The sequence below is a fragment of the Streptomyces sp. BB1-1-1 genome (genome assembly GCF_031597775.1).
GTDB lineage: Bacteria > Actinomycetota > Actinomycetes > Streptomycetales > Streptomycetaceae > Streptomyces > Streptomyces thinghirensis.
This window is the reverse complement of record NZ_CP134203.1, coordinates 5,140,428-5,156,465: the sequence shown is the minus strand read 5'-3', so window position 1 is coordinate 5,156,465 and position 16,038 is coordinate 5,140,428. Positions and strand designations below refer to the sequence as shown.

General features: G+C 70.8%; 13 protein-coding genes. 8 read left to right on the top strand and 5 right to left on the bottom strand.

Annotated elements, in window-relative coordinates:
* Positions 1-35: 35 nt before the first annotated feature.
* Positions 36-251 carry a DUF397 domain-containing protein gene (locus RI578_RS23825; RefSeq protein ID WP_310872974.1) on the bottom strand — a complete coding sequence of 72 codons (216 nt, stop codon included), beginning with the start codon at positions 249-251 and terminating at the stop codon, positions 36-38.
* On the bottom strand, positions 251-1,090 hold the full coding sequence (locus RI578_RS23820; protein ID WP_310872973.1) for a helix-turn-helix transcriptional regulator: 840 nt from the start codon (positions 1,088-1,090) through the stop codon (positions 251-253). The genes RI578_RS23825 and RI578_RS23820 overlap by 1 nt, the downstream gene beginning before the upstream one ends.
* 133 nt (positions 1,091-1,223) lie before the next feature.
* Here RI578_RS23820 and RI578_RS23815 point away from each other — a divergent pair, with 133 nt between their 5' ends.
* Together RI578_RS23815 and RI578_RS23810 are read left to right on the top strand one after the other, a co-directional pair.
* Positions 1,224-1,565 carry a hypothetical protein gene (locus tag RI578_RS23815; protein ID WP_310872972.1) on the top strand — a complete coding sequence of 114 codons (342 nt, stop codon included), beginning with the start codon at positions 1,224-1,226 and terminating at the stop codon, positions 1,563-1,565.
* Between the two features lie 110 nt (positions 1,566-1,675).
* Positions 1,676-1,849, top strand: coding sequence for a hypothetical protein (locus RI578_RS23810; protein ID WP_310872971.1), 174 nt, complete (start codon positions 1,676-1,678; stop codon positions 1,847-1,849).
* Positions 1,850-1,895: 46 nt separating this feature from the next.
* On the opposite strand, the gene pglW is transcribed toward RI578_RS23810, so the two are convergent.
* A complete protein-coding gene (pglW, locus tag RI578_RS23805) occupies positions 1,896-6,521 on the bottom strand; it encodes a BREX system serine/threonine kinase PglW (protein WP_310872970.1) in 4,626 nt (1,541 codons plus the stop codon).
* A 202-nt stretch (positions 6,522-6,723) separates the two neighbouring features.
* On the opposite strand from pglW, the gene RI578_RS23800 reads away from it, so the two are divergent.
* The 3 genes from RI578_RS23800 (at position 6,724) to RI578_RS23790 (ending at position 9,115) form a co-directional block, all read left to right on the top strand.
* On the top strand, positions 6,724-7,848 hold the full coding sequence (locus tag RI578_RS23800) for an AAA family ATPase (RefSeq protein ID WP_310872969.1): 1,125 nt from the start codon (positions 6,724-6,726) through the stop codon (positions 7,846-7,848).
* Positions 7,845-8,510: a DUF4276 family protein gene (locus tag RI578_RS23795; RefSeq protein ID WP_310872968.1), complete on the top strand. Its 666-nt coding sequence runs from the start codon at positions 7,845-7,847 to the stop codon at positions 8,508-8,510. The genes RI578_RS23800 and RI578_RS23795 overlap by 4 nt, the downstream gene beginning before the upstream one ends.
* A 92-nt stretch (positions 8,511-8,602) precedes the next feature.
* On the top strand, positions 8,603-9,115 hold the full coding sequence (locus tag RI578_RS23790; protein WP_310875844.1) for a hypothetical protein: 513 nt from the start codon (positions 8,603-8,605) through the stop codon (positions 9,113-9,115).
* 76 nt (positions 9,116-9,191) lie between these two features.
* Here the strand turns inward: RI578_RS23790 and ppc are convergent, their stop codons facing one another.
* Entirely contained in the window at positions 9,192-11,927 is a 2,736-nt protein-coding gene (gene ppc / locus RI578_RS23785) for a phosphoenolpyruvate carboxylase (RefSeq protein ID WP_310872967.1), read from the bottom strand.
* A gap of 289 nt (positions 11,928-12,216) precedes the next feature.
* Between ppc and RI578_RS23780 the strand changes: the two genes are divergently transcribed.
* From RI578_RS23780 to RI578_RS23770, 3 genes are all read left to right on the top strand, one after another.
* Positions 12,217-13,227 carry a fatty acid desaturase gene (locus tag RI578_RS23780; protein ID WP_310872966.1) on the top strand — a complete coding sequence of 337 codons (1,011 nt, stop codon included), beginning with the start codon at positions 12,217-12,219 and terminating at the stop codon, positions 13,225-13,227.
* Positions 13,224-13,901 carry a TetR/AcrR family transcriptional regulator gene (locus RI578_RS23775; protein ID WP_310872965.1) on the top strand — a complete coding sequence of 226 codons (678 nt, stop codon included), beginning with the start codon at positions 13,224-13,226 and terminating at the stop codon, positions 13,899-13,901. Before RI578_RS23780 ends, RI578_RS23775 begins: the two co-directional genes overlap by 4 nt.
* Positions 13,902-13,987: 86 nt before the next feature.
* Positions 13,988-15,163: a CaiB/BaiF CoA-transferase family protein gene (locus RI578_RS23770; protein WP_310872964.1), complete on the top strand. Its 1,176-nt coding sequence runs from the start codon at positions 13,988-13,990 to the stop codon at positions 15,161-15,163.
* 25 nt (positions 15,164-15,188) lie between these two features.
* Here the strand turns inward: RI578_RS23770 and RI578_RS23765 are convergent, their stop codons facing one another.
* Positions 15,189-16,010 (bottom strand): trans-aconitate 2-methyltransferase, encoded by an 822-nt coding sequence (locus tag RI578_RS23765; RefSeq protein WP_310872963.1) that lies wholly within the window; start codon positions 16,008-16,010, stop codon positions 15,189-15,191.
* Positions 16,011-16,038 lie beyond the last annotated feature (28 nt).

Sequence of the window (16,038 nt, the reverse complement as noted above, 5' to 3'; positions counted from 1 at the left end):
GAGTGACGGGGCTGACACAGATCGTGAGGGTGTGCTCAGTGCGTACCAACCACACCCTCCTTGACCGCTGACACAAAGGACGCCCATCCCTCAGTCCCGACGACGATGACTGGGCCCTCGGGGCGCTTGCTGTCGCGGACAGGCATCACTGCGGGGAAGCCCTCTGCGATCTCGACGCAGTTCCCCCCTTCACCATTGGTGTATGACGACTTGCGCCATACCGCGTTACTCAGGTCGCGCGGGGTGATCATTATTTCAGCAAGTCCTCCGCCACCGATTCGATCAGGGTGAGGGACGCCTCCGGCGGCAGTGCGGCGGCCCTGGCCAGATCGTATGACGTTTGGTACCGCTCAACCAGTGCCGGATCCTCGATGAGTTGGCCACTGTGTGGGCCTTCGACGTAGGCAACGGGCGGTGCGTCTCTGAACGTCATGAGGGAGACCACCCCCATCATGAAGGTGTGAGGCCCAGCCCCGTATGGATGGACCTGGATCAACACTCCGCGGGTACGCGCCAGCTCCCCGAGCCACGCCAGTTGCTCAGCCATGACGTCCGCCCCTCCAACTGGCACACGCAAGGCTGCCTCGTGAACGATCTGCCACAACAGCGGCCCTGTCGGATCGCTGAGGATCCTTTGACGTTCAACTCGGGCGCGAACGTACCTCTCCACCTCATCTGCTGCCCCATAGGGCAACGTGGCCTTCGTCAACGCCCGCGCATACGCCTCCGTCTGCAGCAACCCCGGCACCAGCATCGGCGCGTACTCGCTGATCGTCTTGGCGCGGGTCTCCAGCTCCGCCGCGTCCGCGAAGTAGTCGGCGTGCTTGGACTTGCGGGCCAGTTCGCACAGGCGCTGGAAGTGCTCGCCGGTGTCGAGGACGTCGTCGAGGAGCTTGGACAGGTCCGGCTGTGGTCGCCTCGTCGCAGACTCGAACTGGCCGATGTACGTGCCGGAGCAGAAGACCCGCTCGCCGAGCTGGTCCTGGGAAAGGCCGGCGGCCTCGCGGGCCCGGCGGAGCTCGCTGCCGAAGAAGGTCCTCGGCGAGGTGAACGGGTCCAGGTCCTGGTTACGGTTCTGTCGGCCGGCCATCGGCTGTGCCCCCTTGCGGTGTCCATGTGCGCACCCGCCGATTCCGCGGGGCCAAGTGCCGCATGCTGCCCGCAACTCCGTTGCTGGCACGCGGCCTCTACTGAGCGTAGCTTTACGCAGGCACGCTGTGAGCATGAACAGTGACAATCACTCCACCGGCACCCGAACCGCAGCTGCCCTCCCGACCGCCTCGTTCGCCTACCCCTTCCCGGACAACCCCCTCGCCTCCGCGCTCGCCGTATCCGACGAGCTCAGCGCCGCCCTCGCACGGCACGGCGTCACCCTGCCCTCCCTCAGGCCTGACCTGGCGTCCTGCACGACGACCACCCTCCACCGCCCGCTCCTGGAGCTGGGACGGGTGAACCTGTCCACGGCCCACCATCTGACCGCCGTGCTCACCGACGCGGCGGACGCACGTGAAGCAGCCGCCCACCCGAGCACCAGCAACGGAACCGGCACCGGCGGGAACACGTGACCGCACCACCACCCAGCCCCCCACCTCCGCGCCCGCTCGCAGCGTCCCCGTGCCTACTGGCCACCGGAACGGTCGTCGTCGACGAGCGCACGAGCCGGACCGGGGTCGTCATGGATCAGGTCGGCCCGTACCTCCAGTTGCGGCCGGTCGGCGGCGGCCGGGAGTGGGACGCGGACCCGGCGCACGTCCGCGTCGCCTCCTCCAGCGAACGGTTGCGCGCCTCCGTAGCTGCCGTGAACGCCCGGAGCCGGGCCCTTCCGCCGGACCCGGCGGGGCGGAACTGAACCGAGGCGAGCCGGCCGAGTCGGGCAAGAGAAGCGGAAGCGGGCGTTACGCCGCCCGCTCCTCCCCCGGGTCGTTGACCACCCAGGCGTGGTTGAGGCTGATCCACTCCTCGCGGTCCTCGATCGGCACGGTCACGGAGTCCAGCCGAGGTCCTGCCGTCTGGTCCGTGAGCGGGCTGAGCAACCAGAGGCCGCGCCCGTCCGAGCCGCCGCGGCGGGCCAGGTCGGCGAGCCGCTGAAGGACGCCCATGCCTCCGTAACGGGCCATGACGGAGGCGTCGTGCAGGAGCACCGGGCGGCGGCCGACACCTGCGTCGGCCTCCCCCGCCGTCGCGTCGGAGCCGGTTCCGGAATCCGCCGGGGCCTCCAGGACGGCCAGGATGTCCTTCTCCACGTCACGCCACGCGGCGGCCGTGTACTCGCCGAATTTCAGCGCGTCCCGCGATCCCGGTTCCGCGTTGTCCGCCTCCAGGATGGTCTCCCAGGTGGGCCGGGGCCGGGCCTCGACCATGCGGCGCAGGGACGCGAGGAAGAGGCCGCTGACGTCGACGGGTTCGGCCCGCCACTCGCGTCCCTGCTCGGTGAGGGTCCGCAGGGCGAGGCGCTGGTCGTCGAAGCGGACCGTGAGGAGCCGGAAGCCGGGACGGCCGCCGGACTCCTGCAGCTGGGCCCTGGCCTTCAAACGGGCCCGCTGTTCCGGGTCGCGCGCCGTCCAGTGGTCGGTGCGGGTGATCCGGCTGGGGCGGCGCTGCGTGACGACAGAGGTGACGTCACCACCGGCGGACTCCCGCTTCGGTACGAACCAGCCGCGCGGACGCCTCCGGCTCGTACGCCACTCCAGCTCGAAACCAGCCTGCCGCAACAGGCGGCCGAGCAGGACCCGGTCGTCCGGAAGGCTGGACAGGTCGGGGAAGCGGGCGTGGACCCGGTCGCGGATCTGCTCGACAGTCAGCCCGTCCTGCTCGTCGTCGGACCTGCCCGCCAATGGCAGCAGCAGACCGGCCTGGGCCAGACGGAGGGCACGTACAGGCTCCAGGGAACGGGCGTAGATCTCCAGCCGGGCGTTGGCGGCCGCGTCCTGGGAGGCCGCCGCCGCCAGGGTGACCATGCGGGCCTCGTCCATGGTGATCTGTGCCTCGGGCCAGCGGGCCCGGAACGCCGCGTCCGCGGCGACGACCTGTTCCAGTACGGTGCCGGGGCCTGCGAGGGTGTCGCGGGCGGCCAGGGCGTCGGCCGCCTTGCCGAGCCGGTCGGCGTAGTTGAGGAGGGCGGGGGCCGAGGGGGTGTCCGGGGCGTCCTTGTCCTCGTCGACCTCCAGGGCCAGCAGTAGCCGGTTGTCGCCGGTCTCGCCGTGGCGGCGGCTGCGCAGGCGGCGCGGGGTCATCCCCCAGTCGACCTCGCACGCGGCCCGTACGGCGGCCATGCCGAGGGCGCGCCGCACCCCGGGGTCGGACTGGGAGGTGCCGCGGCGCCCGATGAGGGCTTCGGCGAGTTCGGTCGCCGAGGCGACCCGGCCCATGGTGGCGAGTATGTCGAGAAGCTCGTCGCGCAGGGCTACGAGTGCCGGGTCCCGGCCCCAGCGTTTGCGCTGGGCGCCGACGATCTGGGCGATGCGGCCCTCGGTGACCTGGTCGCTGGTCAGCGGGGCGACGGACTTGTTCAGGGGCCAGCTGGGCAGCTCGTCGGGCAGGTTCCCCTCTTCGCTGGGGAGTCGCAGCAGCAGCCGCACCGCCTCCACTTCGGTGGCGTTGCGTCCCCGGGGGGCAGGCTTGGGCACCAGGAGGGTGACCAGGGCGTCCAGGGAGATGCGGCGCAGTGGCAGGTCGCTGCCCTCCTCGCGCTGCTCCGAGCGTGCCTCCGCGATCTCCTCCGCGGAGTCGCCGCGCTCGGCCGGGGAGAGCGGGGAGGGCTGACGGACGTCGAGGGCGAGGCGCCACTGCTTGATGCGGCGGTTGATCTCCTCGCGGGTGCGAGCACCGAGGCCGGGGCGGTTGACGAGTCGGCGGGTCGAGTAGTCGAGGAGGTCGCCGACGGTGTGGACGTCCAGGCCGTTGAGGAAGGAGACCGCTCTGAGGGACAGGCCCGCCACGAGGAGTGCGGTGTCGCGGCCGGCCTTGGCCGCAGCTTCCTCCCGGGCGTTCTCGTCCGCCGCGGGGTCGACGGGCGGAAGCTCACCGACGGGCAGCGCGCCGGCCGACGCGGCGGTGTCCTCGGGGTGGCCGCCTGTGCGGCCCTGGACGGGGAGGTCGGCGAGGGCGAAGACGCGCTGCCAGGCGCGCTGCATCTCCTTCAGGTCGGGGAACCGCTTGCGGTGGTCGCGATGCAGGGCGCGTGCGAAGAACTCGGTGAGCCCGTCGCGGAGGGCCGAGTCGAAGGCCTCGGAGGCGATCTTGGGGTGGGGCCACTTCTTGGGGTCGGTCTGGCGTGCGAGGACGGAGCCGTCGCCCCACTGGGGCAGCTCTCCGGAGGCCATCTCGTGAAGGGTTACAGCCAGGGCGTACCACTCGGCGTGGGCGTCGTAGCGGCCCCGGGTGATGTTTTCGACGAACGGGTCGAGATAGCCCTCGGTGCCGGCCCTGACGGTGTCCACGTCGAGGCCGGCGAGGGAGAAGTCGAAGAGCACCAGTTGCCGGGTGCCGTTGGGGCGTACCCGGATGGCGATGTTGTCGGGCTTGAGGTCGCGGTGCCACACCCCTTCGCCGTCGAGGAAGTCGACGGCGGCGAAGAGGTAGGTGGAGTAGGTCTCCAGCTGGTCGGTGAGGAGCGGGCCGCGCTCGCGCAGCTGGCGGGCAACGGTCCGGTCGCCCGCGTGGTCGAGTACGAGGACGGTGCGCGGGCCGATCCGGATCGGCTCGGGCAGGGCCGGGTGGATGACCTTGGAGTCGTTGCGCAGCCTGGACAGGACCTCGGCTTCGCGACGCAGTGCCTCGGCGTACTTGTCCTTGCGGGCGATCTTGAGGACGACGGGTGCGTTCTCGCGTTCGAGATCCTCAGCGAGAAGGGCTCGGGAGGTGGAGCCCTGGCCCAGGCTCCGCCTGATGCGGAAGCGGCCGCCGACGACGTCGTCCGGGGCGGCTTCCAGCGGGTCGCCCTCTTCGACATGGGCTTCGGGGACCGGCTGGGTCCCGGGCTTCGTGGGTTTGAGCCCGTGTTCGACGACGTCGAGCCACTCGAGGAATTCCGCGGCGGTGCGGATGCGGGCGTACGGGTCGAAGGCCGTGGCGTCCTGGACGATCTGGTCGACGTCCTTGGTGAGTCCGTCGGCCACGGCGGATGGCACCAGTCCGCGGCCCTGTTCGAGTCTGGCGCCCAGTTCGGCCTGGCTGCTCGCGGGCGGCCTGCCGGTGAAGATCAGGTAGCCGAGCACGCCGAGGCCGAAGACGTCTAGGGCGGTGGGGTCCGGGGACTTCGCGGTCACCTCGGGGGCGAGGTAGGGATCGGCGGCCTCGGAGACGTACGCGGCGAGGTTGTTCGACGGGATTATCTCGTGGCCGCTGCTCAGCGTCCCGCCGGAGCCGCCCGGGGCGCCCTGGGGGCGGGGGTGGCGGACCGCCGTCTGCCATTCGGCGATCTGGACGACCGGATTGAGCCAGCGGTCCTCCTCGCTGCCGGTCCCGGTACGCGGACCGGGCAGGACGTGGACGGCCCGGGCGTGCAGGGCGCGGTGGAAGAGGAGGTGCCGGTGCGCGTAGTGGACCGTTTCGGCCAGGCGGCGCAGGAGGGCGGCACGTGCCTGGGCGTCGAGCTTCGCGCCGTACTGGAGGAGGTAGTCGTCCAGGCGGAGCGTGCGCGGGTGGTAGGCGTAAAGGAGGGCGGGGCCGGCGCTGTGGCCGTTCTCGTCGAAGTTCTCCAGGGCGACCAGGCCCGGGTGCCTGAGGCCCTCCAGCGCGCGCGCCTCGCGCTCGGCGGTGTGGCTGATGGACTCGCGGGCCTGTCGATCCGCTCCTCGTTCGCGCAGGTAGATGCGTACGCGGCGGGTCTTGCTCAGGGAGTCGTGGCGGCCGAGGTAGTCGGCCCAGTTCGGTCCGGTGTCGAAGGGGGTGCGGTCCAGTCGGTAGGTGCCGACGTGGTACTCGGCGTCGGAACGGCCGATGCCCACCTCGGCCAGAAGCTTGCCGAGCCCGCGGGAGAACTGGCGGTCGATGCCCGACTTGATGTCGCGAGCGGGGCGCTGGAGCTCGGTGAGGACGTCGTCCAGCCCGCTGTGCCCGGCCTTGCCGAAGACGCCCGCCAGGTCGTTCGGCGCGAGGCGGATGCGCAGTCCGGGGTCGGTGAAAAAGATCAGTTCCTGAATGTACGGGACATGGCGTCGGGGATCGGTCTTCTGCAGGGCATCCCTGAGCAGGCCCTTGAGTTCCTTCGCCTTCTGGTTGGCGAGGTGGCGGGGGTTGCGATGAATGCGGGTACGGCCGTCGGAAAGTGTCTGTACCCAGCTCGCCCCCGAGGAGCTGACGGTGCCCTGCCAGTTCTTCAGCTCGACCAGAAAAAGACCGGCCGGGGCGGCGACCAGCAGGTCGACCTCGCGGACATGGCCGCTGTGCGCGGTGAAGGTGAAGTTCGACCAGGCACGGTAGGGCTCGTTGTCCGGGAGCCGCTCCTTGAGATACAGCAGTCCGTTGCGCTCGTGCTGGAACTGCGACTCGGTGACAGTGGTCCACCTGCCGTCTCGCATGACCGCGACGCCCCTTTCCGTATCTCGTCCGTATCTCGCCGGTTTCCTGCCGGTGGCCGGATCACAGCAGGTGGTCCAGCCTATCGAGCAGGTCCGGCGTACCTGAACCGCGCACCGGCATCCTGTGGACAAGCGATCACAACAGATGATCTGTTGTGGCTCTGCTCCCCCACGGCCCGAAGCCCTGACCTAGGGTTGGGGCATGCCGTCGTACAAGCTCTCAGAGGTGACCGTCGAGGGGTACACCTCCCTTCGATCCAGCACGCTGGAGCTGGGTGACGGCGTGACCGTCCTGGTGGGTGCCAACGGAGCAGGCAAGAGCAACGTCGTCGGCGCGCTCGAGCTGCTCGGGTGGATGGCTGACGGTGATCTGGCGCTCCAGGTGGGTATCCATGGTGGGGCCCAAGCCCTTCAGTTCGCAGGGCGCGGCACCGAGAAAGGTATCCGGCTCAAGGTCGGCGCTCCCCCTTACCGCTATGAGGCGCATCTCGTTCCCGCGGCGAACGACAGCTTCGTCTTCGCCGAGGAGAAGGGGCATTTCCACGAGCCGGGTCCCGGTCTCCCGATGGAGGAGAGTTTCGGTCGCGGACATCGTGAATCGCTGCTGCGGCAGAAGGAGGAGGAGCAGCTCTCGCGTCTGGCGGGTCCTGTGCGGAACATCCTCGCCGGCTGCCGGGTCTTCCACTTCCAGGACACCAGCCGTGAGGCGCCGGTCAAACAGTTCGGATACGCGGCGGACAACGAGGCGCTGCGGCCGGATGCGGCGAACCTCGCGGCGTTCCTGTTGCGGCTGCGTGAGGGTGAACCGAAGTCGTACCGGCGCATCGTGCGGGCCATCAAATCAGTGGCGCCGTTCTTCCGGGACTTCCTGCTGAACGAGGAGCCGGGCGGGAGGATCCGCCTGCGCTGGATGCAGGAGGGCGTCGACGCGGTGTTTCCTGCGGAAGCGCTTTCGGACGGCACTCTGCGGTACGTCTGCCTGTGCGTTCTGCTGCTCCAGCCCGATCCGCCGGCTCTCTTCACACTTGACGAGCCGGAGCTCGGGCTGCACCCGTACGCAATCGTCCAGCTGTCGGACATGCTCCGATCGGCCGCCGTGCGCAGCCAGATCGTGCTCGCCACGCAGTCCGTGACGCTGCTGAACCAGTTCTCGCTCGACGACATCGTGGTGGTGGAACGCGAGGAAGGAGCGACGGAGCTGAGACGCCCGGCTCCAGAGGAGCTCCAGGGGTGGCTGGAGGACTACTCCCTCGGGGAGCTGTGGGAGAAGAACGTGCTGGGGGGCAGGCCCTCACCGGAGCTGCCGGTGCGGAGCCGCTCGGAATGATCATGGTGGGGGTGCTGTGCGAGGGGCAGACCGAGGAGAACATGGTCAACGACTTCCTTGCACCCGAGCTGTCGGAGCACGGCATCTGCCTGGTGCCGACCATCCTGATGACCCGGATGCCGGCGGGTGGTCCCGCGAGCAAGGGCGGGGTCAGCAAGTGGGCGAAGATCGAGAAGGACCTGCACAAGTTGTTGGCCTCCACCCACTGGGCGGCGGTCACCACTCTTCTCGATTACTACGGCCTTCCTCAGGACAGCCCGGGGATGGCGGACCGGCCGTCCGGCTCGGCCGTGGACAAGGTGACGCATGTCGAGCGGCGCCTCGCTGAACACATGGGCCATCCGCGCTTTCTTCCTCATGTCGTCCTGCACGAGACGGAGAGTTGGGTCTTCGCTGCCGCGGAGCAGCTCGGAGACTGGGCCGACGACCCGGCGCTGGCCCACGAACTCAAGCGGCAGGCCGACCAAGCCGGGGGGCCCGAGAGCGTCAACGACGGGCCCGAGACGGCTCCCTCCAAGCGGATTCTCAAGCTGCACCCGCGGTATGTGAAAACACAGGACGGCCCGGTGGCGGTGATGGACCTGGGTCTGGCCGCTCTGCGAGCCGCCTGTCCCCACTTCGACGAGTGGATCGCGAAGCTGCTGGCCCTCACGCCGCGCTGATTCTCGACCGCCCGCCTTCATGGTCGGCGATGTTTACCGGCTTGGGCCGACTCGTCCTCCACTACGGTTGACCGCGTGTGCAGGTATGGCCAATGATCCCGGCCATGCCTGCCTCAGCCGCCGCCGCTGCCCGTCCCCGTCAGGCCTCACGCGCCGTGCTGCGGTTCGGCCGGGTCGCGGCCATGGGCACGGTGACGGCGCTGATCCTGATCGCGGGGGTGTGGGCGTCCTGGGGTACGGCGCAGCACGTGCTGCTGACCAAGGGGCGGGAGCAGGGCACGGTCGAGGTGACGCGGTGCGGCGGGGGGACGTGCAGTGGGCCGTACGCTCCGGTGTCGGCGGGGTCGCAGGCGCGGGAGCGGGTCGTCATCGAGGATTCGGTCGCCGTGGCGAAGGGGCGGACGTACTCCGTGGTGATGAAGCCCGGCAGTGACGACGTGGTGCGTTCGGGCCCGGCGGGGGTGCTGTACGCGTGGGTGCCGCTGGGCGGGGCGCTGCTGCTGGCGTCGGTGGTGGTGGCGGGCGGTCTGCGGCGGACCCGGGCGGGGTGGGTGATGGCCGGCGCGGGTGTGGCCCTGCTGACGGCGGCGTTCGTGGCGGTCTGAAGCGTCTGTACGTACGTGACGGTGCCCCCGTGCTCTGGGTGGGCGCGGGGGCACCGTCGTGCGTGCGGGGTGCGGGTCAGCCGGTGTTGCGCAGGCCCGCGGCGACGCCGTTGACCGTGAGGAGCAGGGCCCGGGCGAGCAGCGGGTCGGCTTCCTCGCCCGCGGCGGCGGCTTCGCGCTGGCGGCCGAGGAGGGCGACCTGGAGGTAGGAGATCGGGTCCAGGTAGGCGTCGCGGATGGTGAACGTCTGCTTGAGGACCGGGTCGGCGTCCAGCAGTTCGTCCTCGCCGGTGACGCGCAGGACCTCGGCGACGGTGAGCTCGTGCTCGGCCTTGATCCGGTCGAAGACGTGCTTGAGGTCGTCCGGGACCAGGGTGTCGACGTAGTGCTGGGCGATGCGCAGGTCGGTCTTGGCGAGGGTCATCTCGACGTTGGAGATGAAGTTGCGGAAGAAGTGCCACTGCTGGTGCATCTCGTCCAGGACGGTGTCCAGGCCGGCCTCGCGCAGCGCCTTCAGGCCCGAGCCGACGCCGTACCAGCCGGGGACGATCTGCCGGGACTGGGTCCAGCCGAAGACCCACGGGATGGCGCGCAGTCCGTCGAGCGAGACACCCGAGCCGGGGCGGCGGGAGGGCCGTGATCCCAGGTGCAGGTCGGCGAGCTGGTCGACCGGCGTGGAGGCCAGGAAGTACGTGGGCAGGTCGGGGTCCTCGACCAGCTTGCGGTAGGCCGTGTGGGCCGCGTCGGAGGCGACGTCCATGGCGGCGTCCCAGCGGGCGAGGGCCTCGTCGGACTGGCGCGGGGCGGTGTGCAGGGCGGAGGCCTGGAGGGTGGCCGCGACGGTCAGCTCCAGGTTCTCCCTGGCCAGGGCCGGGATGAGGTACTTGTCGGAGATGACCTCGCCCTGCTCGGTCACCTTGATCTCGCCCTCCAGGGTGCCCCAGGGCTGGGCGAGGATCGCGTCGTGGGTGGGGCCGCCGCCGCGGCCGACGGTGCCGCCGCGGCCGTGGAAGAGGCGCAGGCGGACGCCGTAGCGGTGGGCGACGTCGCGCAGGCGGCGCTGGGCGCGGTGGATCTCCCACTGCGAGGTGGTGATGCCGCCGAACTTGGAGGAGTCCGAGTAGCCGAGCATGACCTCCTGGACGTCGCCGCGCAGGGCGACCAGGCGCCGGTAGGAGGGGTCGGCGAGCAGGTCCTCCAGGATGGTGTCCGCGGCCTTCAGCTCGTCCGTGGTTTCCAGGAGCGGCACGATGCCGATCTTGGCCCAGCCGGCGTGCAGGTCGATGAGACCGGCCTCCCGCGCCAGCACCGCCGCCGCGAAGACGTCGTCGGCGCCCTGGCACATGGAGATGATGTAGGACTCGATGACCTCGGGGCCGAACACCTCCAGGGCGCGCTTGACGGTCTGGAAGACGCCGAGGGTCTTCTCGCCTGCCGCGTCGACGGGCGCCGGGCTGGGCGCCAGCGGACGCCGGGACCGCAGCTCCTTGGCGAGGAGCTTGGCGCGGTACTCGCGGGGCATGTCGGCGTAGCGCCAGGACTCCTCGCCGAGCCGGTCGAAGAGCTGGCCGAGGGCGTGGTGGTGGGCGTCGGCGTGTTCGCGGACGTCCATGGTGGCGAGCTGGAGGCCGAAGGCGGCCAGCGTGCGGATGGTGCGGGCGAGGCGGCCGTCGGCGAAGAGGCTGCCGCGGTGCTCGCGCAGGGAGGTCTGGACGAGCCGCAGGTCGTCCAGGAGCTGCGCGGTGCCGAGGTAGTCGCGGCCCTCCTCGTGGGGGGTGCCCTTGGCGAGGCGCAGCTTGGTGTTCTCCAGCTTCTGCCGGATGCAGGTCGCCTTGAGCCGGTAGGGCTCCTCGGCGTTGAGCCGCTTGTAGCGGGGGCTGATCTCGGGCAGCCGCTCCAGGTCGGCCTGGAGGGACTCCAGGAGCTCCTCGGTGGCGCCGGCGTAGCGGATGGAGTTGGAGAGGAAGCCGCGCAGCTCGTCGATCATCTCCAGGGCGTCGTTGATGCCGTGCTCGTGCTGGAGGATGAGGACGTCCCAGGTCACCTGGGGGGTGACGTTGGGGTTGCCGTCGCGGTCGCCGCCGATCCAGGTGCCGAAGGTGAGCGGGCGGGTGTCGTCGGGGAGCTTGACGCCGGCCCGCTCCAGCTCCGCCGTCAGGTCCTCCAGGACGTCGCCGACGGCGCCCGCGTGCAGCTCGTCCAGGTAGTAGATGGCGTTGCGGGCCTCGTCGGCGGGCTCCGGGCGGACCACGCGCAGCTCGTCGGTCTGCCACACCAGGTCGATGTTCTCGGCGAGGCGGATGTCGAGGCGGCGCCGGTCGGACTCGATGACCGGGGTGTCCAGGAGAGCGGCGATGCGGCGCAGCTTGTTGAGGACGGAGCGGCGGGCGGCCTCGGTGGGGTGCGCGGTGAAGACGGGCCGGACGTTGAGGTTGCGGACGGTGTCGCGCAGGTGCTCGGGGTCGGCGTCCTTCAGCCGGTCGGCCGTACGGGCGAGCAGTCCGCCCTCGGCGGCGCGCTTGGCACCCAGCTCGCGGCCTCGGTGCACCTGCTCGGTGACGTTGGCGAGATGGAAGTAGGTGGAGAAGGCGCGGACCAGCTTGGCCGCGGTCTCCAGTTCGGTGCCGCGCAGCAGCTCGGCGGCGGCCTCGCCGTCCTCTCGGGTGAGTCGGCGAACCTTCTCGACGAGTTCCAGCAGCTCGGGGCCTTCCTGCCGGACGAGGGTCTCTCCGAGGAGATCACCCAGCCGGCGGATGTCGGCGCGCAACTCGCTGCTGGTCGTCGTGGTGGTCTGGTCGTCGGCACTGCTCACAGGTGCGGCTCCTTGCAGTGTTGAAGCTCGTCTGGGAGGGAACCCGAACGGCGTCTCGCGCGGCGGGCGCCGCTTACGGGCCGGACGTCCGGGAAGAATTCAGAGCGGACCGCGCTGTCCGACCGACTCCAGGATAGGTGTCGACCAGGACGCGCAGGCCCTCGGGCTCTTGCCGCGGGACGACGCGCTGCCATACTTACGTCGCCGTAGGTTACGGAACCGTAGGAAACCGTGCATGGTTCCCGAGACCCGGCACCGGACACAACCCTCGACCCCACAGGGGACGCGCATGACCACGAGTTCCGATGTGATCCCAGACGCTCCGAAGCCCTCCGACGGCACCGCCGCGCCCTCCGCCACGCTGGGCGGTGAGCAGAAGCGGTCCCTCGAGCAGATCACGCTGCTGCTGTTCATCACCGTCCCGTTCCTCGCGCTGGTGGCGGCGGTGCCGCTGGCGTGGGGCTGGGGCGTGAGCTGGCTGGACCTGGGCCTGCTGGTCTTCTTCTACTTCCTGGGCTGCCACGGCATCACCATCGGCTTCCACCGTCACTTCACCCACGGCTCCTTCAAGGCCAAGCGGCCGCTGAAGATCGCGCTGGCGATCGCCGGCTCGATGGCCGTGGAGGGGCCGCTGGTCCGCTGGGTGGCCGACCACCGCAAGCACCACAAGTTCTCCGACGACGAGGGCGACCCGCACTCGCCGTGGCGCTACGGCGAGACGGTGCCGGCCCTGATGAAGGGCCTGTGGTGGGCCCACATCGCATGGATGTTCGACGAGGAGCAGACCTCGCAGGAGAAGTACGCCCCGGACCTGATCAAGGACCCGGCGCTGCGCGCGATCTCCCGCCAGTTCGTCCTGTGGACGCTGGTGTCGCTCGCCCTCCCGGCGCTGATCGGCGGGCTGGTCACGATGTCCTGGTGGGGCGCGTTCACCGGGTTCTTCTGGGGTTCACTCGTCCGGGTGGCGTTGCTGCACCACGTGACGTGGTCGATCAACTCGATCTGCCACGCGGTCGGCAAGCGCCCGTTCAAGTCGCGGGACCGTTCGGGCAACGTGTGGTGGCTGGCGATCCTGTCCTGCGGTGAGTCCTGGCACAACCTGCACCACGCCGACCCGACCTCGGCGCGGCACGGGGTGATGCGCGGGCAGCTGGACTCCTCGGCCCGGCTGATCCGCTGGTTCGAGCGGTTCGGGTGGGCGTACGACGTGCGGTGGCCGTCACGCTCGCGTATCGATTCCCGCCGCAACACGGACCAAGACGGCTCCCGCCGCCGGAAGGAAACCGTCGAAGCGGCATGATGGTCGGCGTGGCGACCGACTCCAGCAGCACCCCGAGCAATGAGAAGCCGCGGCGCGCGCGTCGTACCCGGATGACCGGTGCCGAGCGCCGCCAGCAGTTGCTGGAGATCGGTCGCACCCTCTTCGCGGCGAAGGGTTTCGAGGGCACGTCGGTGGAGGAGATCGCGGCGAAGGCCGGGGTGTCCAAACCCGTGGTGTACGAGCACTTCGGCGGCAAGGAGGGGCTGTACGCGGTGGTGGTGGACCGTGAGATGCGGCGGCTGCTGGACATGGTGACCAGCTCCCTGACCGCCGGCCACCCCCGCGAGCTGTGCGAGCAGGCGGCCTTCGCGCTCCTCGACTACATCGAGGAGTACACGGACGGCTTCCGCATCCTGGTCCGGGACTCCCCCATCCCGCAGTCCACGGGTTCCTTCGCCTCCCTCATCTCGGACATCGCCACCCAGGTGGAGGACATCCTGGGCCGCGAGTTCAAGAACCGCGGCTTCGACGCCAAGCTGGCCCCGCTGTACGCGCAGGCGCTGGTCGGCATGGTCGCGCTGACCGGGCAGTGGTGGCTGGACGTGCGCAAGCCGAAGAAGGCGGAGGTGGCGGCGCACCTGGTGAACCTGGCGTGGCACGGGCTGGACGGCCTGGAGCCGAAGCCGCGGCTGATAGGGCACCGCAAGAGCTGAGCGCCGGCCGGCGGGGCGGCACGTCTCGTCGTCCGACGTCCGTCACCGCTCACCGCTCACCGCTCACCGCACCGGGGAGAACACTGATGCAGCCGCTGCGCGGAGTCACCGTCGTCTCGCTCGAACAGGCGGTCGCCGCGCCGTACGCCAGCCGCCAGCTCGCCGACCTCGGCGCCCGGGTGATCAAGGTGGAACGCCCAGGGACGGGGGACTTCGCCCGCGCCTACGACACCCGTGTACGCGGCCTGAGCTCGCACTTCGTCTGGGTGAACCGCAACAAGGAGTCCCTCACCCTGGACTTCAAGGACCCGCGCGGCATGGACGTACTGCACCGCCTGATCGCGAAGGCCGACGTCTTCCTGCAGAACCTGGCGCCGGGGGCGGCGGCCCGGGCCGGGCTCGGCGCCGAGGAACTGCGCGCGCTCCACCCGCGCCTCATCGTGTGCGACATCTCCGGCTACGGCGGCCCCGGCCCGTACGAGGGCCGCAAGGCGTACGACCTGATGGTGCAGTCCGAGGCGGGGCTGCTGTCCGTCACGGGCACGCCGGACGACATGGCCAAGGTGGGCGTCTCGGTGTCGGACATCGCAGCCGGGATGTACGCGTACAGCTCGATCCTCGGCGCGCTGCTGGAGCGCGGGCGGACGGGCCGGGGCACGCATCTGGACGTGTCGATGCTGGAGGCCACCGTGGAGTGGATGGGCTTCCCCCTCTACTACGCCTTCGACGGGGCCGAGCCGCCCCCGCGGGCGGGCGCCGCGCACGCGACGATCCACCCGTACGGGCCCTTCACGGCGGGCGACGGCAAGGTCGTCATGATGGCGATCCAGAACGACCGCGAGTGGCGCGGTTTCTGCACGGGCTTCCTGGACCGCCCGGAGCTGGCCGAGCACCCGGACTACGCCACCAACGCGGACCGCAACGCCCACCGGGAGGCGCTGGGCGCGCTGATCGCGGCCCGTTTCGCGGAGCTGACCAGCGCCGAGGCGATGGAACGGCTCAGTGCGGTGCCGGTCGCGAGCGCCCGGGTGAACACGCTCGCCGAGGTGTGGGGCCACCCCCAGCTGGCGGCGCGCGGCCGCTGGCACCAGGTGCCCACGCCGGCCGGTCCGGTACCGGCGCTCGCCCCGCCGGGCCCGACCGGGGACGCGCCCCGCATGGACGCGGTACCGGCACCGGGCGAGCACACCCGCGCCGTACTCGGCGAGCTGGGGCTGTCCGAGGAGGCCGTGGACGCGCTCGTCGCGGACGGGGTGGCGTGAGCGGGGACCCGACCGACCGCGCCGGTCAGCGGGTGCCCTCCTTCCGGGCGACGGCGAAGACGCGGCGGAAGGGGAACGGGGTGCCGTGCGCCCCGGCGGGGTAGGCGGCGCGCAGGACGTTCCGGTACTCCTCGACGAACGCGTCGCGCGCCTCCGGGTCGTCGTCGAGCGCGGTGAGTACGGGCCGCAGCCCCGTCCCCTTCACCCAGTCCAGTACGGCGTCCTCGCCGGGCAGCAGATGGACGTACGTCGTCTCCCAGACGTCGGCGGTGCAGCCGGCGGCGGTCAGGTGGGCGAGGTAGGCCTCGGGCGTGAGGACGGCACCGTCGTGGCGCAGGGTGCCGGCGAGGCGGCCCCGCCAGCGCCGGGAGTGGGCGAGTTCGCGCATCAGGCGGTGGCTGGGGGCGTCGAAGTTGCCGGGCACCTGGAAGGCGAGGACGCCGCCGGGGGCGAGAGCGCCGATCCAGTCGGCGAAGCGCTCGACGTGACCGGGGACCCACTGGAGGGTGGCGTTGCTGATGAGGAGGTCGTACGGCTCGGCGGGGGTCCAGGTGCGGGCGTCGGCGGGGGCGAAGTCGATGCGGCCGCCCCGCGGTGTGGGCCCGGCGTGTTCCCGGGCCCGTTCGAGCATCCGGGGTGAGTTGTCGTAGCCGGTGACGCGGGCGGTGGGCCAGCGGTCGGCGAGCAGGACGGTGACGTTGCCGGGGCCGCAGCCGAGGTCGGCGATGCGGGGCGGTTCGCCGGGCAGATCCGGGACGCGGGCGAGGAGGTCGGTGAAAGGGCGGGCGCGGGGCCCGGCGTGGCGCAGATACTGGGCGGGATCCCACGTGGGCGCGGTGGCGGGCATGGAGCCTCCAGGAGCTGGACCGGGCCGG